This is a genomic window from Mesorhizobium sp. M1143 (assembly GCF_040318435.1).
Lineage (GTDB): Bacteria > Pseudomonadota > Alphaproteobacteria > Rhizobiales > Rhizobiaceae > Mesorhizobium.
Window position 1 is genome coordinate 282,770 of record NZ_JAMYMJ010000001.1, and the last position, 18,558, is coordinate 301,327.

The 18,558-nt window shown below is 63.6% G+C and carries 16 protein-coding genes; 6 read left to right on the plus strand and 10 right to left on the minus strand.

Annotated features, from left to right (window positions below; all coding sequences use genetic code 11):
* The first annotated feature begins 14 nt into the window (after nucleotides 1-14).
* Nucleotides 15-629, plus strand: a complete 615-nt coding sequence (locus tag NKH35_RS01440; RefSeq protein WP_352629404.1) for a glutathione S-transferase family protein — start codon at nucleotides 15-17, stop codon at nucleotides 627-629.
* 49 nt (nucleotides 630-678) lie between these two features.
* Here NKH35_RS01440 and NKH35_RS01445 read toward each other — a convergent pair whose 3' ends face one another.
* The 4 genes from NKH35_RS01445 to NKH35_RS01460 all read right to left on the minus strand — a co-directional run bounded on the left by NKH35_RS01445 (nucleotide 679) and on the right by NKH35_RS01460 (nucleotide 7,427).
* Nucleotides 679-852, minus strand: a complete 174-nt coding sequence (locus NKH35_RS01445; protein WP_023672009.1) for a hypothetical protein — start codon at nucleotides 850-852, stop codon at nucleotides 679-681.
* 148 nt (nucleotides 853-1,000) lie between these two features.
* A complete protein-coding gene (locus NKH35_RS01450; protein WP_352913154.1) occupies nucleotides 1,001-2,527 on the minus strand; it encodes an ABC-F family ATP-binding cassette domain-containing protein in 1,527 nt (508 codons plus the stop codon).
* Between the two features lie 341 nt (nucleotides 2,528-2,868).
* Entirely contained in the window at nucleotides 2,869-6,039 is a 3,171-nt protein-coding gene (gene uvrB, locus NKH35_RS01455; RefSeq protein ID WP_352913156.1) for an excinuclease ABC subunit UvrB, read from the minus strand.
* A 122-nt stretch (nucleotides 6,040-6,161) separates the two neighbouring features.
* Nucleotides 6,162-7,427, minus strand: a complete 1,266-nt coding sequence (locus tag NKH35_RS01460; protein ID WP_352913158.1) for a hypothetical protein — start codon at nucleotides 7,425-7,427, stop codon at nucleotides 6,162-6,164.
* Between the two features lie 146 nt (nucleotides 7,428-7,573).
* Here NKH35_RS01460 and NKH35_RS01465 point away from each other — a divergent pair, with 146 nt between their 5' ends.
* On the plus strand, nucleotides 7,574-8,620 hold the full coding sequence (locus NKH35_RS01465) for a CapA family protein (protein WP_352913160.1): 1,047 nt from the start codon (nucleotides 7,574-7,576) through the stop codon (nucleotides 8,618-8,620).
* 46 nt (nucleotides 8,621-8,666) lie between these two features.
* A complete protein-coding gene (locus NKH35_RS01470; RefSeq protein ID WP_352913162.1) occupies nucleotides 8,667-9,635 on the plus strand; it encodes a hypothetical protein in 969 nt (322 codons plus the stop codon).
* A 116-nt stretch (nucleotides 9,636-9,751) separates the two neighbouring features.
* Here the strand turns inward: NKH35_RS01470 and NKH35_RS01475 are convergent, their stop codons facing one another.
* Together NKH35_RS01475 and NKH35_RS01480 are read right to left on the minus strand one after the other, a co-directional pair.
* Complete coding sequence (locus tag NKH35_RS01475; protein ID WP_352913163.1) at nucleotides 9,752-10,246, minus strand: YegJ family protein; 495 nt, start codon at nucleotides 10,244-10,246, stop codon at nucleotides 9,752-9,754.
* Nucleotides 10,247-10,346: 100 nt separating this feature from the next.
* The gene (locus NKH35_RS01480; RefSeq protein WP_352913165.1) at nucleotides 10,347-10,862 is read right to left on the minus strand and encodes a hypothetical protein; all 516 of its coding nucleotides are present in this window, start codon (nucleotides 10,860-10,862) and stop codon (nucleotides 10,347-10,349) included.
* 284 nt (nucleotides 10,863-11,146) lie between these two features.
* On the opposite strand from NKH35_RS01480, the gene NKH35_RS01485 reads away from it, so the two are divergent.
* Nucleotides 11,147-11,779, plus strand: a complete 633-nt coding sequence (locus NKH35_RS01485; protein ID WP_023733334.1) for a hypothetical protein — start codon at nucleotides 11,147-11,149, stop codon at nucleotides 11,777-11,779.
* 118 nt (nucleotides 11,780-11,897) lie between these two features.
* Here the strand turns inward: NKH35_RS01485 and NKH35_RS01490 are convergent, their stop codons facing one another.
* A complete protein-coding gene (locus tag NKH35_RS01490; protein ID WP_023733333.1) occupies nucleotides 11,898-12,134 on the minus strand; it encodes a hypothetical protein in 237 nt (78 codons plus the stop codon).
* 658 nt (nucleotides 12,135-12,792) lie between these two features.
* Here NKH35_RS01490 and NKH35_RS01495 point away from each other — a divergent pair.
* Nucleotides 12,793-13,731 carry a diacylglycerol/lipid kinase family protein gene (locus NKH35_RS01495; protein WP_023733332.1) on the plus strand — a complete coding sequence of 313 codons (939 nt, stop codon included), beginning with the start codon at nucleotides 12,793-12,795 and terminating at the stop codon, nucleotides 13,729-13,731.
* Between the two features lie 92 nt (nucleotides 13,732-13,823).
* On the opposite strand, the gene NKH35_RS01500 is transcribed toward NKH35_RS01495, so the two are convergent.
* The 3 genes from NKH35_RS01500 to NKH35_RS01510 are packed head-to-tail and all read right to left on the minus strand — an operon-like array spanning nucleotide 13,824 to nucleotide 17,565.
* Nucleotides 13,824-14,741, minus strand: coding sequence for an NAD(P)-dependent oxidoreductase (locus tag NKH35_RS01500; RefSeq protein WP_023728216.1), 918 nt, complete (start codon nucleotides 14,739-14,741; stop codon nucleotides 13,824-13,826).
* On the minus strand, nucleotides 14,738-15,952 hold the full coding sequence (locus tag NKH35_RS01505) for a mandelate racemase/muconate lactonizing enzyme family protein (protein ID WP_023711165.1): 1,215 nt from the start codon (nucleotides 15,950-15,952) through the stop codon (nucleotides 14,738-14,740). The genes NKH35_RS01500 and NKH35_RS01505 overlap by 4 nt, the downstream gene beginning before the upstream one ends.
* On the minus strand, nucleotides 15,949-17,565 hold the full coding sequence (locus tag NKH35_RS01510; RefSeq protein WP_023823427.1) for a GMC family oxidoreductase: 1,617 nt from the start codon (nucleotides 17,563-17,565) through the stop codon (nucleotides 15,949-15,951). Before NKH35_RS01510 ends, NKH35_RS01505 begins: the two co-directional genes overlap by 4 nt.
* Before the next feature lie 223 nt (nucleotides 17,566-17,788).
* Between NKH35_RS01510 and NKH35_RS01515 the strand changes: the two genes are divergently transcribed.
* Nucleotides 17,789-18,184, plus strand: a complete 396-nt coding sequence (locus tag NKH35_RS01515; protein ID WP_023671995.1) for an acyl-CoA thioesterase — start codon at nucleotides 17,789-17,791, stop codon at nucleotides 18,182-18,184.
* Nucleotides 18,185-18,558: the final 374 nt, after the last annotated feature.

An 18,558-nucleotide genomic window follows, 5' to 3' on the forward strand; every position in this document is an offset into this window, starting at 1 on the left:
CCGCTGAGACGACAATGATCCTCTATTACCAGACCCATTCGCCCTTTGCGCGCAAAGCGCTCGTCTTCGCCCATGAGGTCGGGCTTGCCGACCGGCTCGAGGTCATTCATCACGAGACCAGCCCGACCTTGCGCAATGCCCGTGTCTACGCCGAAAACCCGCTCGGCAAGGTGCCGGTGCTGCTGCGGCCGGATGCGCCGCCGCTCTTCGATTCCGATGTCATCTGCGCCTATCTGGATACGCTGCATGACGGCCGCAAATTGCTGCCGCAGGACGGCGAAGCGCGCTGGCAGGCGTTGCGGCTGCAGGCGGTCGCCCAAGGCCTGGCGCAGACGGGCATAGGCCTGCGCTGGGAGACGGAAAGGCGGCCCGAACAGTTGCGCTATGCAGCGCTTGCCGAAGGCTACCGGGAAAAAATCGAGGCCAGCTATGACTGGATCGAAAGCGCGCTGGACGACGAGACACCGCTCCATGTCGGCCATATAGCGCTTGCCACCACGCTGTCCTGGATGGCGTTCCGCCAGCTGCCGTCCTTTCGCGCGCGGGCGCGGCTGACGCGCTGGTTCGAGGCGTTCGAAAAGCGTCGATCGATGCAGGCGACGCCGCTGTCGGGCGATACGCATGACTGAGCAACGGTCGCCCCGCGGCGGCCTGCATCGATCTTTCCCGACCGCATGGTCAGGGCGCCCTGCAGATCCGCGGGCCGTTTTGCGCGTCGATGAGGATTTCCGGCCAGCCGATATCCTTGCGCAGTTCGATCGGCAGGGCCAGAAGCTCGCGCTCGCTGCGATAGCGGGCGCGGTTCTGTGCGTAACGGGCGGCGACGCGGCCTATGGATGACAAAATGGACATGATGCGTTCTCCTCAGATGAAGCCGGCATCATCGTGTCGGCATTCCAAGGACGCAGCAGGTTCAGCCGATCCGACAGAACGCTGAAAATATTTGCGGGAGATGCGAAAGCATGGACCGCAACACGGTGCGGCCCATGGTGGTAGTTCCTCAGCCCGCCGTTTCAGCCACCGAGCGGAAGAAATCCTCGGGGTCTTCGACTTCGGTCAGCTTCCGCTTGTCGACCAGCCAGAAGCGGTTGCCGACGGCGCGGATGAAGGAGCGGTCATGCGAGGCGAGCATACAGCTCGCCTGACGTTCCAGCAGTTCCGCTTCCAGCGCTTCCTGGCCGTCGATGTCGAGATGGTTGGTCGGCTCGTCCAGCAGATAGAAGTTGGGGTTGGCGAGCCTGAGCGCCAGCATCATCAGCCGCGCCTTCTGGCCGCCGGACAGCACACCGATCTTTTTCTCCTGCATCTCAATGACCACGCCGGCGCCGGCAAGCAGCGAGCGGGCGCGTTGCTCGCCGACATCGTAGCGGCGCGAGACCAGGGCCAGCGGGGTCTCGTCGCCACTGATGCCGGCCAGCGCCTGGTCGCTGTAACCGAGCACCGTCGATGGCGTCACCTTGACGTTCGGCACCGTGTCCGGCTCGGCGATGGCGTTGCGGATCAGATCGACGAAACGCGACTTGCCGACGCCGTTGCGGCCGAGCAGCACGATGCGGTCGCCCTGGCAGATGTGGCGCTTGCCGGTCTTGAACAGCAGCGTGCCGTCCGGCGTTTCCACTGCGGCGTCATCCAGCGTAATCAGCACCTTGGCATGGGTGCCGCGGTTGGCCAGCCGGATCGCGCCGGCCGATTTATCGCGATGCGCCGATACCGCGGCGTCTTCCAGCTTCTCCGCCCGTTCCCTGAGTTGCTTGGTCTTCACCGTCAAAAGGTCGCTGCCGGAATTGATGCCGATGTTGTTGAGCTTGGCGGCCTGCTTGCGCAGTTGCTGCGCCACCTTCATGTCGCGCTCGAACCGGCGCGCCGTCGAGGCGTCCAATTCGTCCAGGGCCTGCCGCGCCCTGGAATAGGGCAGTGCAAACACCGGCGAGTCCTCCGGGCGCAAGAACAGCGTGCGGTTGGTGACGGCGTCGAGAAAGGCGCGGTCGTGACTGGCGATGACCACCGGCACCTCGCGCGGCAGGGCGTTCAGCCAGCTTTCCAGCTGGCTGATCTTGGCGAGGTCGAGATGATTGGTCGGCTCGTCGAGCAAAAGCACATCCGGATCGGTGACCCAGACGCGGGCGATCAGCGCCAGCCGCTGCCATCCGCCGCTCAGCGCCTGCATCGGCCGTTCGCGCATCGGCTCGGGCACGTCGAGCGAATCCAGCACCACATCGACGCGCCACATCTCGCTGTCGGCCTGCTCGGCCGGCAAGGCATCGGCCACCACCTGATGGAAGCTGCGGCTAAGAAGGGCAGGCGGAACCGACTGCTCGACATGGCCGACACGCAGGCCGCGCGTGCGAGAAATGTCGCCCGAGGTCGGCTCCAGCGCGCCGGTCAGGCATTTAAGCAAGGTCGACTTGCCGCGGCCATTGGCGGCGACGATGCCGAGCCGGTCGCCGGCGCCGATGGTGAGGTCGAGATTGGAAAACAGCGGCGCACTCATGGTGACGCCGAGGGATTTGAGGCTGATCAGGGCCATTGCGATTTCTCTGGTCTTGCCGGAGACAACTCCGGATGCACTTTGACGGTGTGCTTGCCGGCCATCAAGCTCAGCTTTGCGCACCACGAAGGGCAGACCAAAAAATCGAAACGGGAAAAAACCCGTGATGTCCCTGGTCAGCCCTGCAAGCGAACTCGCAGGGCAGAAATCGGGCCACGCTGACGATGGTGATCGATAAACACGCAGCCCTCCTTTCAAGACAAGACGTTGAGTGTGCGGGAGCGATTACACCAAAGGCGGGGGTGGAGGCAAGTGGGCGACGGATGCGGCGGTGGTGGAGCGCTCTTCCCTTCTCCCACAAGGGGAGAAGGAAAGAGGTGCTATTTCCCCGGCCGTCCCGTCTTGCCCGGCCGGCGCTTTTCGCGGCGGGCGTCGCCTGGGTCTTCGTAGGAGCCGATGCCGGCGCGCTGGCGAACGATTGGCTTGGCAGAGTCGCCGCGTTCCTTCGCGCCCCCCTCTGTCCTGCCGGACATCTCCCCCACTCGGGGGGAGATTGGCTGGGGCTTGGCCGGCACTTTCCCTTCGACCGGCTTTTCCGTGCGCCGCACGGTCATCTCGTCGAGCGAATTCTTCTTGAACAGTGGCTTGGTGGCGTCGCCCGGGATGCCGAAGTCGGAGCCGTGCGCTTCCTGCGCCGACTGTTTCTTGAACAGCGAGCGCGACACCGCGCCTGACGGCGTCGGCATGTCGGTACCAGGCCCCATATCGTCGATCGACGGCTTGGCAAATAGCGGCTTCTTCACCGGCACGGCGCCCTCGGCACCCATTTCGTCGAGCGCCGGCTTGCGGAAGAGGTTGGAGCGGGCAGCCCTGGCCGCCTCTTCAGCCGCGCGTGCGTCGTCGAACTTGCGGAAACGCTCCTGTTCCTCAGCCGTACGGTGCTTGGCCACGCCCTTGTTGTGCTTGCCCTTCTCGCGGCCGGAGACCGGGCTTTCCATGTCGGCGTATTTGGCCAGAGGGTCTTCCGAGATGGACAGTTCCATCTCGCGCAGCCGCTTGATCTCGTCGCGGATGCGGGCGGCCTTCTCGAAGTCGAGATTGGCGGCGGCGTCGCGCATCTGCTTTTCCATGGCGTCGAGATGAGCCTTGAGATTGTTGCCCATCATCGCACCGGCGCCGTCGGTGAACTGCGAGATATCGGCGCGGACATGGTCCTTCTCGTAGACCGAGTCCAGAATGTCGGAGATGCGCGACTTCACCGATTCCGGGGTGATGCCGTTGGCCGCGTTCCATTCCATCTGCTTTTCGCGGCGGCGGTTGGTCTCGGCCATCGCCCGCTCCATCGAGCCGGTGACCTGGTCGGCATAGAGGATGACCTTGCCGTCGACGTTGCGGGCGGCGCGACCGATGGTCTGGATCAGCGACGTCTCGGAGCGCAGGAAGCCCTCCTTGTCGGCGTCGAGGATGGCGACGAAACCGCATTCAGGAATGTCGAGGCCTTCGCGCAGCAGGTTGATGCCGACCAGCACGTCGAAAGCGCCGAGGCGGAGATCGCGCAGAATCTCGATGCGCTCCAGCGTGTCGATGTCGGAGTGCATGTAGCGAACGCGCACGCCTTGCTCATGCAAATATTCGGTCAGGTCTTCGGCCATGCGCTTGGTCAAAACGGTGACCAGCGTGCGGTAGCCGGCGGCCGTGGTGTCGCGGATTTCGCCGACGACATCGTCGACCTGGCTTTTCGCCGGGCGGACTTCGACCGGCGGATCGATCAGGCCGGTCGGGCGGATGACCTGCTCGGCGAACACGCCGCCGGCCTGTTCCATCTCCCAGGCGCCGGGTGTCGCAGAAACCGCGACGGAGAGCGGACGCATGGCGTCCCATTCCTCGAAGCGCAACGGGCGATTATCCATGCAGGAGGGCAGGCGAAAACCATACTCCGCCAGTGTCGCCTTGCGCCGAAAGTCGCCACGATACATGCCGCCGATCTGCGGCACGGTGACGTGGCTTTCGTCGATGAAGACCAGCGCATTGTCGGGGATATATTCGAACAAAGTCGGCGGCGGATCGCCCGGCTGGCGTCCCGTGAGATAGCGCGAATAGTTCTCGATGCCGGCGCAGGAGCCGGTGGCTTCCAGCATCTCAAGATCGAAGCGGCAGCGCTGTTCGAGCCGCTGTGCCTCCAGCAGGCGGCCGGCGCGCTCGAGCTCGACCAGCCGGTTGTTGAGCTCCTCCTTGATCGACTTGATCGCCTGGTTGAGCGTTGGACGCGGCGTCACATAGTGCGAGTTGGCGTAGATCTTGACGCTCTTCAGCTCGCCGGTCTTCTGGCCGGTGAGCGGATCGAATTCGGTGATCGCCTCGATCTCGTCGCCGAACATCGAGATGCGCCAGGCGCGGTCCTCAAGGTGGGCCGGGAAGATTTCGATCGTGTCGCCGCGCACGCGGAACGAGCCGCGCACGAAATTGATGTCCTGGCGCTTGTACTGCTGGGCGACCAGATCCGCGAGCAGAGCCCGCTGGTCGAGCCGGTCGCCGATCTGCATCTGGAAGGTCATCGCCGTGTAGGTCTCGACCGAGCCGATACCGTAAATGCAGGACACCGAAGCGACGATGATGACGTCGTCGCGCTCGAGCAGCGAGCGGGTCGCCGAATGCCGCATGCGGTCGATCTGCTCGTTGATCGAGGATTCCTTCTCGATGAAGGTGTCGGTACGCGGGACGTAGGCTTCGGGCTGGTAGTAGTCGTAATAGGAGACGAAATACTCGACCGCATTGTCGGGGAAGAATTTCTTGAACTCGGAATAGAGCTGCGCGGCCAGCGTTTTGTTGGGCGCCAGGATCAAAGCAGGGCGCTGCGTCTGCTCGATCACCTTGGCCATGGTGAAGGTTTTGCCGGAGCCGGTGACGCCGAGCAGCACCTGAGTGCGATCATTGTTGTCGACGCCCTCGACAAGATCCTTGATGGCGGTCGGCTGGTCGCCGGCCGGCTCGAAATCCGACACCATCTTGATGGCGATGCCGCCTTCGGATTTTTCCGGGCGGGCAGGGCGGTGCGGCGTCCACAGCACGCCGTCCTTGTGCAGCGGGTTGCCGGATTCGATCAGCGCCGACAGCGCCGCGACCGTCGCGGTGACGCTGCCCGAGGCCATCGTCTCGGCGTCTTCCAGCGAGATGTCGAGACCGGCGACCGGGTTGAGGCCGGCGGCGGTGCGCTCGCGGGCCGTGGCCGCGCCGCCCATCGAGGTGCCGCGCGAACTGCGGCCGGGGGAGGTTGAGCGTTCCGGAATCTTCTTCGCCACCTTCGGCGGCTTGGCGCCGCCGGAACTACGCCCTTCCTTCTCGGCCTCCTGCTCTATCTGCTCTGCCCAGTCGGCAATCGAGCCGCTCAGCGGCGTGCCGGTGAAGTCAGCCTGCGGCGCCTCGGCGAAGCCACCCTTGTGCAAGGGCTCCGAAGCATCGAGGAAATCGGTCAACGGGCTGCGCCGCTTGGGCGGCGAAGCGCTGTTGTCACCCGCCGGAGACGGTGTCTTTTTCTCGGGAAGTTTGGCCATGCCCCAAATATGGGCAGAGTCCGCCAAAATGGAAAGAGTGCAGTGGCAAGGGACACTAAGCGGGTCGAAGCTCCTGACACAAGGGTGTCAGGAGCTGTGTCACGCAAAGCCGGCCCACCTGTTCAATTGAACCACAGCGCGAAGGTCAAAAACCCACCGCCACCGAACTGACGCTGGATCTGGTCGAACTCGCCGCTGGTCACGATCTCACCGCTCTCGAGGTAGGGCGCGATGGCCGGGCCGGTAATCGACAGTACGAGGTCGAAAGGCTTCGGTTCTTCGAAGAAACGCTTCATGTTGATGCCCTGGCCGGTGCTGGCCGTGATGCGGAAATGCGGCAGCAGCTTGCGGCCTTCCAAAAGGTCTTCGGCCATGGTCAGAGTGGCGAGCCAGGCCTCGACCTGCTCCTCGCCGACTTCGAGCCCGGTGAGCGGGTTCTCGCCCTTCTGCTGCGGTCCCGGCAGCCATTCGCGGTCATTGTCGGTCTCGGCGCGGATCGCCTTCCAGTTCTGGCGCGACAGCCGGATCATTTCGAGCAGATGGCGGCGCGCCGCTTGACGTCGCTCGGGCTCGACCACCGGCCAGTTGACGAGGTGAACCATGGAGATGAAATCCGCGATGCGCCATTCCGATGAGAAGATGCTGCTGCCCATGTCCCCGGCGGGAGGCACCAGAACGTCCTGCAGCGGCAGTTTGGCGCGCGGGAACAGCATGTGGAACGAGCCGTCGAACATGGTCCTGAAATCATGCGCCAGCCAGAAATCGGCCTGCGCCATCAGGAACTCGGCATAGCCCTGCAGCCAGAAACCGTCGGCCCGGTCGAAGCGGAATGTGAGCGAGGGAGCGGCGCCGTCCGACGAGATACCGCCGCGCGACAGCGAGGCCATAATCGCGGCCATGCTTTCATCCGGCGCGATGGCACCGTCCTCGTTGAGATCGATCCCGGCATGGGTGAGGTCGACGACCATGCCGATATCGGCTCCCGCGGGCACCGAACCCAGTGTCGCCGCCGACCGTTCCAACCGGTCGCGAAAGGCGACCAGGATGGCGCGGAACTGCTCATAGGTCAGCGGTTCGGGATTGGGATTGTCCGGAATCGGCAGCCGCATCAGCGGCAGCATGAAGGATTGCGGGCTTTCGAACCCGTGGCGGTGCAGGCCGCCGGCCAGGATTTCCAGGGCGGTGAAGAATTCGCCGGCGCCGGCGGCGTAGGCTGACGCCGGATCGCCTTTCGCTGCAGACTCAAGCGTTGTGAGCGCACGGTTGCGCTCGGTCACCGTTTTGGCCTCGACCAAAGCGGTTGCCGCTTTGGGCGCGGCGGCGCGGGCCGAAGATAGCGGCAGCAACAGGAGGAAGGCGGACGCCAGCAGGCCTGCAAAACGTGTCATCTCATCCCTCCACTATGTGATGCGCAGACATTACACGCATTTGGCGCCGTGTCTGCCGGCGGCAGTGTTTCAAGGACTGACGGTCGACACTCCCCGGGCAGACCGTCTACACAAGCTAACCGATTGGGCAAACGATTGGGCGTCGCGTGTCGAACTATCCGCTTTCCTACAAACTGTCATGGCTGCCGCGCTTCCTGAAGCCGTCGCTTGGCGGCGATGTCAGGGATTTTGCGCCGATCGCGGCAACGACACTCATTGATCCACCGCCAGGGCGGAAGGTGCGGCTGGCCTTTGTCGGCGATATTTCGGCGGTGGCCAACCGTAGTGCGCCGGAGTGCGATCCGGAAATCGCAAAACTCTTGGGCTCAGCCGATCTGGTGATCGGCAATTGCGAAAGTCCGGTCGTCGAGCGGCCGAGCGTGGCGCTCGGCACGCGGCTTGGCACGCACCATGCGATGAGCGAGCGGTTTCTTGCCGCGGCGCTTGCCGCCGTAGGCATCGCGCGTGAAAAGCTCGTGCTGTCGCTGGCCAACAACCATGTGCTCGACCAGGGCGTCGCCGGTTTCGACGAGACGGCTGCGGCGCTGAAGCGGCTTGGCATCCGCACCATCGGCACCGCGAAAAAAGGACCGGTCGAGCAGGTCAAGGCCGGGCCGCTGACGATCGGCTTTGCCGCCTTCACACTGTGGCGCAATGGCGACGCCGGGCCATTCACCGAGCTTGTCTCGATGCAAAGCGATCCGGCGGCATGGCCGAGAGGCGCGGCCGACAAGAACATCGATCTCACCTGTGCGGTGCCGCACTGGGACTGGGAGTTCCGGCATTTTCCGCAGCCGCAAACGCAAACGCTGGCGAAGTTGCTGGCCGGTCACGGCGTGGGGCTGATTGCCGGGCACCACGCCCATGTCGTGCAGCCGGTGCAATGGGTCGGCAAGACGCTCGTGGCTTACGGGCTTGGCGACTTCCTCGGCACGGCGCTGGCGCGGCAGCCCTGGCCCGGCCGCATCGCCGGCATTTTCGTCGTCGATGTCAGCGCCGATCTCGGCAAGCGCGGCGCGATCGCCGGCTACCGGATGCATCCCTTCATGCGGCTGCGCGCAGGCGGGCATGAGCGGCTGGTTCCGGTCGAGGCGCTGACTGGCCGGATGAAGGGCAAGGTCGAGGCCAGGCTGAAGGCGATCTTTGGCGACTGACAACTTTCCCGTTATCATAGGTGTAATAGGACTTTGCGAGGGGGCGATGGAAGCAGCTGAGTTCATGCCTGATGAAGCGGTGGTCGCCGGCATCAGGAAGAATATCGAGATCTATGAGGCTGGACGGGCTTCGGCCTGCCGCCAGGTGCGCTGGCGGGTGCCGGTGTTTCTGGGGCTGCTGCTGGTTTTTGTCGTGCTGGTGGCCTGGCTGTTCAACAAGGTCGCCGACTTGAACGAGCAATGGTTCTCGACGCCGCATGTGTTCCTCTATGTCGGCGGTTTCTTCGCGGCGCTGCTGCTGTACTTCCTGGCGATCAGGCCGGCGACGCGGCTGCAGCAATCGTTCCGTGACACGCTGCTGCCGATCATCTTCGGCTTCATCAGGGATGTGCGCTATCTGCACAGCGTGACGCCGAATTCCTTCGACCGGCTGCCGCGCGCCGTGGTCGGCGCCTTCAACCGGCAGAGCTTCGACGACATCGTGTCAGGCCGCTACGAGGATTTTCCGTTCGAGCTCTACGAGGCGGAGTTGCGCCAAGGTTCGGGCAAAGGCTCGTCGACGGTCTTCAAGGGCGCCATCGTTGCGTTCGAGACGATCGCGCCGTTCCCCGGCATTTTGGTCGCGACGCGCCGCAGCAACACGGTGGTCGGTTTCTTCCGCGGCATCTTCGCCGGCAAGATGGAGGAACTGTCCAGCGGCGATCCGCTGCTCGACGGCGACTACGAATTTCGCACCGACAATGTCGCCGCCGCGCAGCCGCTGGTGAGCGGCCGGCTGGCGCAGGCGCTGAAATGGCTGCACGAGACATGGCGCGATGATCCGGCGCGGGTGGCACTTAATGGCAGCGATGGTTTCCTGCTCTTGCCGCAGCCGAAGAATTTCTTCGAACTGCCCGCCATTTCCGTGCCGCTCGATTACACCAAGCACATCGCGCCGATGATCGCCGATATGGGCGCGATCTTGGCGACCGCGGCGCTGGTGCGCAAGATCGGCGCGACGGATGGCGAGGCCTAAAGCGCCGCGCGTCGAAACGAATTCATGCGACGCGCTTCAGGTCTTGTTTTCATGCATATCGTTGCTCCAAAACGGCGGTCCTGTTTGGGCGCATGCATTAGCCAGGCTGCCGCGCGTCAGCAGGCGAAGCCGTAGTTCTGGCGATAATATTCGACGTCTTCTTGCGCCATCGTCTTGAACATCACGCAGACGGTGAAGCTGCCGACCTGGCGACCGTTTCTGGTGTAGCCCCAGTCGGAAATATCGTCCCGGTTGAATTCGAGTTCCTGGCCGGCCACGACATTGTGCACCGCTTGCGGCTCATTGGCCAATGTTCCTGCAAATCCGGTCGCGGTCTTGTGGAAGGGGATGATCCAGAAATGCTCCGAGGCGTCTCCGTCCCTGACCTCGACCTTCAATTTGTAGCTGGTTGTCCCGGCTGGCGGCGCATCCGACAAGGACAGGAATTCATCGAGGCTGGCGCGCGCCTGCGCAATGGCCGCCGCCATGTCCGGATCGTCCCTGGCGATGCCTACAACCTTGTCGCCGCCCTGGCCGGAATCCTGCGCACCGGCCGGAATCGGCGCCAAGGCCAGCACCAGGGACAGCACGGTTCGAACTGCATGCTTCATGAAATGGCGCTCCTGCGTGTCGATGCTGACACCATCATGCATCTATCTAGAGTTTTCAACGGCAGTGCGACAGCGTGGTACGGTCCGACCGGCAGGCCGCTCACAACCCGCTCGACACCAGGCCTGCCAGCCAGTTCGCGGACCGCTTGGCCATGCCGACCGTTGCCGACGCGACGCGGCCGAGATCTGTCTTGACCACGGCGTAGCCGTTCCTGGTGCGGTAGAGCACGCCTGTTCCGCCATCGACCACTTGCTCGTAGGCGACCGGCCGTGCCGCTGCTGCCTCCATGGCCGTCGTCGGGGAGCCGACGGAAACGCTCGGCCGATGGCTCAGTTCCGGCGGCAACGGGGTTTGGACATTCCGGCTGGCCGGCTTCAGTTCCGGGCGGGATGCGGCCGCCGCCAGTTGCGAAGAAGACGCCGACCCCTTGCTGCGGCATATGCCGGAGACCAGCGGATAGTCGAAGTTCTTCTGGTGCAGCATCTGGCTTTTCATCGCCGCTTCGCAGTCGGCGATGGTCGCCCACTTCGCCGGCGTCTCGCCGATATATTCGCAAAGCTTGGCGTCGCAGTCGCAGCCGACAATGGTCATGGCGACAAGGGCGGTCTTGAGCACGGTCTTGTCCTTCGGATTGCCCCCCGGCAGCCAGTCCTTCCATCGCGCGCGAACAAGGCGGGATTTTGGCCGCGATCACGCGATGAGGCGGGGGATGCGTTTTTGGGTACCGCTCACTACAGGTGGATTTCGAGACACCCGGTAGCAATAGGGCGGGGGCGTGATGCATTTGCAGTAAGAAGCCTGAATAAATCTTGTCGGCTATGGCCGCGACAACTGTTTCTTGGCCCGGTTTTCTACTACGATACTCACGGGGCGATACAACAATATAGGAGGGGTTTGTCATGGGAAGAATTGTCCGGTCCGCCGAGCCTGTGCCGAAAAGGGAATCAACGCTCGAGGGTATTCCAGGCGATGCTCCGCTCGGCGTCGACGATGACAAGCAAGAAGATCAAGGATCGAAAGGCGGCGATGGCTATCTCGACCGGGTTGCGAAGTACGTGCCTGCCGAAGTCGTGGCATTTTTCATCTTCGTCAACTCCATCCTGGTCAATGCCACTGAGCAGCCGGTTGCCAAGGCGTTGACCGATGCGGTGGCGGAAGAGACCAAAGGCAATCCGGGGGACATTCCGGGTAAGGTGCAGGCAGCCATCTATAAGATTGAAATGGCCGGTATCAGCGTCTGGACCATTTCATGGATCATGTTGATCGTCGCGCTGGCGATGACGCCGGTGTATCTGAAATCGGTCAGCGATTCAGCCGACAATGCGGAGGCTCCGGGAGCCAACATCGTCATGTCGATGCTCGCCTTCCCATTCTGGGCCTATGCCGTCAACGCGCTGGCCCTCAGGCCATGGCATGACGGTGCGCTGGCCAGCATCATGCTCGCCACCTTCACGCTCATCAGCGGCGCCATACGGCCGGAATATATAAACGCTGGCCTCAATTTGATCCCGGGCATCGGCCCGAAGAAGTAGCTTGGCCCGCCGGGCAGGCCGCGGTGCAGGGCGCGGCTTCAGTTGTAGACGCGCTCCAGCCTCGCGCCTGCTTCGAACAGCGCCGGCAGCACGATGTGCAGCTTGCGCACGGCGACGATCAGCCCGGTGCGACGGGTGGCCGGATCGATCGGAACGGTTGGCTGAACAGCGCCCGGGCGCCTTCGGGCGGAGCGAAGTCTGCCGCCGAAAGCACGGTGAGCATGATCGCGTCATTGCCACCGATCTCGACGAAGGACACGCCTCTGTCGATCAGGCGCGGGATCATGTCGGTGAATTGCTGATCGCGCCTGGTGATGAAGATGGTTCCGTCAGCGCCGAAATCTCGTTCCAGCAAAGTATCGGCTTCTTACGCGTCGCTTCGCCGACCGGACCTTGGCCCAAAAGACAGTCGGCGCCGGGATTTCTCCCAGCGCCTCCCTGTGAGATCAGGACACGGTCGCGGCAGCAACTTCCGCAAAGTCGTCGCGCCATGCCGGCCTTGATTTTGACGGTCCTGCCAGTCACCGCCCGAAGGCAGTGCCCGTTCCAGACCACGCCGTTCTCCACCCTTGCGAGCTTCGTTCGGCGCGCCATCGAAGGTTTTCGCCGTCCTTCATGGCAGCATCGGTCCGCCGTTGGCGTTCGCACGCTTTCCGCGGCCCCGTAGGTCTCGGCATCCGTCCCTCGAACAAGCAAGCCTGCTCTCGCTTCGGGCCGTACGGGCCTCAGGAAATCCGCCTTTTCGCTTTGCCTTTCGGCGTGGCGATCGGTAGCCGCCTGAGATGGTTAAACTTACGCCGGGTAAGGGTTTTGGGGAATGGGCGTGAGCCTGTGGATAACGGGATTATCGGGGATCGTTTGCCACAAAGCTCGGAATTTCGACTCCAGCTGCATTAGACAGCCCGCCGGCTTTTTGGCGCCTGATCGGCTGTGCCCCTTGCTCCGCCGGCTGGCGCGGGCTTCAATGCAGGCAAAGCATCGAGCCTATCGGCTCGGTGCGGGGAGGGTGCGCATTGAAAGTCGGGGTGGTGCTCAATCCGATTGCCGGCGGCGGCCGGCTGAAACGGCATTGGCCGGAGGTCGCCGCATCGCTGAAAAAGCATTTCGGCGAATTCGAGCTGCGCGAGACGCAGGCCGAGGGCGACGCCGAAAGGCTGGCGCTCGACCTCGCGGCAAGCGGCTTCGGGCTGGTGATCGCGGCCGGCGGCGACGGCACCGCCAGCGAGGTGGCCGACGGATTGCTGCAGGCATTCGATGAGAGCGGCCGGACAACCGAACTTGCCTTGCTGCCTTGCGGCACCGGCATCGATTTCGCGCGCGGACTTGGCCTGCCGAAAGAGGTGGATGCGGCGTTGAAGCGGATCGCCGAAGCCAAGGCGCGCAAGGTCGATGCCGGGCGCATCTGCTACATCGACGACCATGGCGCGCTGGCCAGCCGGCACTTCATCAATATCGCCAGCCTCGGCCTGTCCGGCGCCACGGACCGTGCGGTCAATGCCGACAAGCGCAAGGGCAGGATGTCGGCCAAGGCGCTGTTTTTCTGGCGCACCGTGGTCGAGTTCATCCGCTACCGCTTCCAGGACGTCAGGATCACCGTCGACGATGGCACCCCGGTCGAGGCGCGCATGGCGCTGGTGGCGGTTGCCAACGGAAAGTTCTTCGGCGGCGGCATGATGATCGCCCCGGACGCCGAACTCGCCGACGGCCAGTTCGACATCGTCATCCTGCGCGCGGCCGGCAAGCTGAAGCTGATCTGGGATATTCGGCTGCTCTATGGCGGCCGGCACCGCAACCATCCGGCCATCACCATATTGCGTGGCCGGAAAGTGGTGGTCGAACCTATCGGCGATGTCGAGAAGAACGGCGCGCTGGTCGACATAGATGGCGAGTCGCCGGGGCGTATACCCGCGACGTTTGAGATCCTGCCCGGAGCGCTGACGCTGAGATATTGAATCAAGGCGTTGAGGGATTGATTCAGGTGGTTTGAGCGGCGATTCCGGCGAACCGGCCAAGGGCCTGAAATCGCAGGACATATTTACCCGGCTTAGCTTTCCAGCTTGGCTGGGAAACCGGGCGCGCGCAGATCCATGTCGACGGCATCCTCGAGCAGTTTGACGATCTGGGTCGACCAGGCGCCGCCGCCATATTCCTGTTTGCCCATCAGGAAAATCTCACTCACAAGCGGCGCCAGTTGGAGTGGCAGTCTGAACTCCCTGCCCATCGCAAGCGCAAAGCCGAGGTCCTTCAGTGCCAGGTCCATGGTGAAGCCAATGTCGTAGGAGCCGTTGAGGATGAGCTGGCTTTCGGTCTCATGGACGAAGCTGTTGCCGGAGGAGGCGACGATGGCGTGGTAGGATTGCGCGAGGTCGAGGCCGCCTTGCTTGGCCAACATCAGCGCCTCGCCGGCGGCGACGAGATGGATGAAGGCCAGCATGTTGGTGATGACCTTGATCACCGCCGCCGAGCCGACCGGACCCATCAGGAACGACTTTGCGCACATCGCTTCGATGGCCGGACGATGGCGCTCGTAAAGCGCAGCATCGCCGCCGACAAGCGCGGTGATCTTTCCGACCGCGGCCAGATGCACGCCGCCGGTGACCGGGCACTCAAGCGTTTCGACGCCCTTGGCCGAGGCGAGGGCGGCGAGGCGCAGAATCTCGTCGCGGCCATTCGTCGACATCTCGATCCATGTGCCGCCCTTGGGCAATCCTTCCAGCAGTCCACCGGGACCAGCCAGCACCGCTTCACTGACCTTGGGCGAGGGCAGGCATGTGATGGCGTTGCCGGCTAGCGCTGCCGCTTCAGCCGGGCTGTTCGCTGCGATGGCGCCGAGCGCAACCAGGCGCTCGACGGCGGCGGGGTCGCGGTCGAAGACGATGACGACAAAACCGTTGCGCAACAGGCTGGCGGCGAGGTTGCCGCCGAGATGGCCAAGGCCGATGAAGGCGTAACGTTCGCTCACGGCATCAGCGGCATTTGCATCATCTGCAAATGCAGGTCCTTGCCGGTGTAGGGATGCGCCTCGCAGACCGCCTCGTTGAGCTCGACGCCGAGGCCGGGCTCCTTCGACGGAATGACATTGCCGTCCTGCCACTCGATCTTCTTCTTCAAGAGCGTGGCGTGGAAACCGTCCCACTGCTTCAGCGATTCCAGGATGAGGAAATTGGGCAGCGTCACCGCCAGCTGGATGTTGGCGGCGCCGACGATCGGCCCGCAATAGCAGTGCGGCGCGATCTGGATGTGGTATGCCTCGGCCATGGCGGCGATCTTCTTGGTTTCGAGAATGCCGCCGGAACGGCCAAGGTCCGGTTGCAGGATGGTGGCGGCGCGGTTCTCGATGATTCGGGCGAATTCGAACTTGGTCGTTAGCCGCTCGCCGGTGGCGATCGGGATCGACGTGCCTCGCGCCACCTGAGCCATCACTTCGGGCATGTCGGGCGGCACCGGCTCTTCGAACCACAAGGGATCGTAGGGCTCGATCGCGCGTGCCATCCGCAGCGCACCCGACGCGGTGAACTGGCCATGCGTGCCGAACAGAATATCGGCGCGGGTGCCGACGGCTTCGCGGATCGCCTTGACCATGCGGGTGGAGACATCGATGTCGATCAGGCGCGGCTGGTGGCCGTCGAAGGCGGTGTAAGGACCGGCCGGGTCAAGCTTGACGGCGTTGAACCCCTGCTCGACATATTCGAGCGCGCAGGCCGCCGCCAGTTCAGGGTCGTTATAGACGTTCCTGCCGTCCGGCGCGTCCTCCGAATGGACGCTGCCGGTGTGCGGGTAGAGATAGGTGTAGGAGCGCAGCGTCTCGTGCACCTGGCCGCCGAGCAGTTTGTAGACCGGCTTGTCGGCTTCCTTGCCGACAATGTCCCAGCAGGCCATTTCCAGCGCCGAGAAACAGCCCATGCCGGTAACGTCGGGGCGCTGGGTAAATCCTGAGGAATAGGCGCGGCGGAAGAAGGTCTCGATGTCATGCGGATCGTGGCCGATCAGGTAACGCTCGGCCATGTCCTCGACCAGCTTCGCTGTTATGTGAGCCGAGAAGGTGGCGTTGTAGGCCTCGCCGTAACCGACGACGCCGCCATCGGTGGTCAGCTTGACGAAGATGAAATACTTGCCGCCGATGCCGGGCGGCGGGTTGCCGACTACCCAGGTCTTGACGTCGGTGATCTTCATTTTTGGTCCTCCAGAACCAGTTCGGCGCCCTTCCATCCGGTCATGACCGAGGCGGCGTTGGTGTTGCCGGTGATGTTGGCGGGAAAGATCGAGGCGTCGATGACACGCAGACCTTCGAGCCCGTGCACTTTCAGGCGCGGGTCGACGACGGCGGCCCCGGCGTCCGGCCCCATGCGGCAGGTCGAGACCGGGTGATAGACGGTGCCTGAGCGCTTCCTGAAATCCTGGATCAGGTCGGCATCCGATTGGATCGATGGGCCTGGCAAAACCTCCTCAGTGATGATCTCGGCCATGGCGGGCATCGAGGCTATCTTGCGCACGAATTTCACCGCCGCCAGCATCTCGTCGACATCGGCGTTGGTGGAATAGGCGTTGGCGACGATCCTGGGATAGTCCAGCGGATTGCTGGAGCGGATCATGATCTCGCCGCGGCTGGACGGGCGGCAGTTGGAGAGGCCGATGGAAAAGCCCGGCCACGGATCTGGCGTCAGGATCGGCCGCTCGCCGCTCTTCGGAATGACGGTCGAGAAAGCCTGGAAATAAAGCTGCATGTTGGGGCGCGAAAACGCCGGGTCGGTTCGGAAGAAGCCGCCGCCATGGTTCATCGACAGCGACAGCGGGCCGGAGCGGGTGAGGATGTACTGCATGCCAACCAGCAGCTTGCCCCACCAGGGCCGCAAGATTTGGTTGAGCGTCGGCACGTTTCCCTTGAAGGTATAGTTGATGCCGACATGGTCCTGCAGATGCGCGCCGACATTTTCGTTGGCGTGGACGACCGGGATGCCAAGCCCCTTGAGCAGTGCGGAGGGACCGACGCCGGACAGTTGCAAGAGCTGCGGCGAGTTGATCGAGCCGGCGGACAGGATGACTTCGCGGCCGGCCCGCGCCGTCTTGGTCTCGCCATTCTGCAGATATTCGATGCCGACGGCGCGCTTGCCCTCGAACAGGATCCTGCTCGCCAGCGCATTCGTCTCGACGCGGACGTTTTTGCGCTTCATCGCCGGGCGCAGGAATGCGCGCGCGGCCGACATGCGGCGACCATTCCTGGTCGAGATCTGGTAGGTGCCGACGCCTTCCTGGGCGGCGCCGTTGAAGTCGGGGTTGAGTGGCAGCCCTGCCTGCTGGCCGGCGGCGAGATAGCGCCTGGTCAGCGGATGGACGGCGTTCGTCGTGTCGGTGATATGCAGCGGCCCGCCGGTGCCGCGCCATTTGTCGGCGCCGGCCTCATTGTCCTCGAGCGCCTTGAAGCCCGGCAACAGATCGTCATAGCCCCAGCCGGGATTTCCGGCATCGCGCCAGTCGTCAAAGTCCTCGCGCGCGCCACGGATCCAGACCATGGCGTTGATCGAGCTGGAGCCGCCAAGCAGCTTGCCGCGCGGCCAATGGTCGACATTGCCGGCAAGGCCGGGGTCCGGCTCGGGCTTGTAGTTCCAGTTGACCGCCGGATCGAAGAAGGTCTTGCCGTAGCCGAGCGGCATCTGGACATAAAAGCGGCGGTCGCTGCCGCCGGCCTCCAGCACCAGCACGGAGAAGCGGCCCGAAATCGACAGCCTGTCGGCCAGAACCGAGCCGGCCGAGCCGGAGCCGACGATGATGAAGTCATAAGTCTGCATGATTGGTGTTAGCGGCTCCGCAAAACTGAGCGCAGCCTATCCGCGACGGCTTGGCCGCGCCCCTGCGGCTTCCGGCATGGCTTGTGAAAAAAGCGACCGTGAGACGCCTGGTCGGAAAAGCCACCATGGAACCGACATTGCGCCGGGAGCCTCGCCCGTCGCGTTGACCTCTTGGGTCCATGACGCTACGGGATCAAGGGCTATCGCTTCAGGGGAATCTCGGATGGTGCATTACGCGGACGGACGGCCGATCGGTGATCTGACCTTGCGTACGCTCGCCATGCCGGCCGATGCAAATGCGGCCGGCGACATCTTTGGCGGTTGGGTGATGGCGCAGATGGATCTTGCCTGCGGCATCCGTGCGGCCGAGCGGGCCAAGGGCCGCGTGGTGACGGCGGCTGTCAAGGAAATGTCCTTCGCCAAAGCGATGAAGATCGGCGACACGCTGTGCATCTACACCCATGTCGAGCGCGTCGGCCGCACCTCCATGACGCTCAAGGTCGAGGCGTGGGCGCAGCGCTACCTCTCCGACCTGATGGAGAAGGTCACCCACGCCGATTTCGTCATGGTGGCGCTTGATAGCGACGGCAAGCCGAAGCCGATTCCAACCGAAAGTTGACATCGTCGATTCTGCCAAGCTTGCGCTTATGTAACATCCCCCGCGCGGGCGATGCGCTGCGCGACATCCAATGGTTGCCTTCACATCCGATTCTGCGGGCGGCGGAGGGAAGACAATGCGTCAACACATGCTGAACGGCTGGCTCGTGGCGGCCCTCGTCGCGGTGATCTGCCTGCTTGGCACGACCGCTTATACCGAGATCAGGAAAGAGCTTCCAAGCGTTGCCTGCACGCAAGACCGGACCGTTGGCAACGAGCGGACTGCCCAGCGGTCTGCAAGGGTAGAGACGTGCGGCGCAGTGTGTTGCAGCAACCCTGCGTCAAAGGCCTGAGGGCCCGTCAGCGGAAGACTCGTCAGCCTCAAAATGATGATGC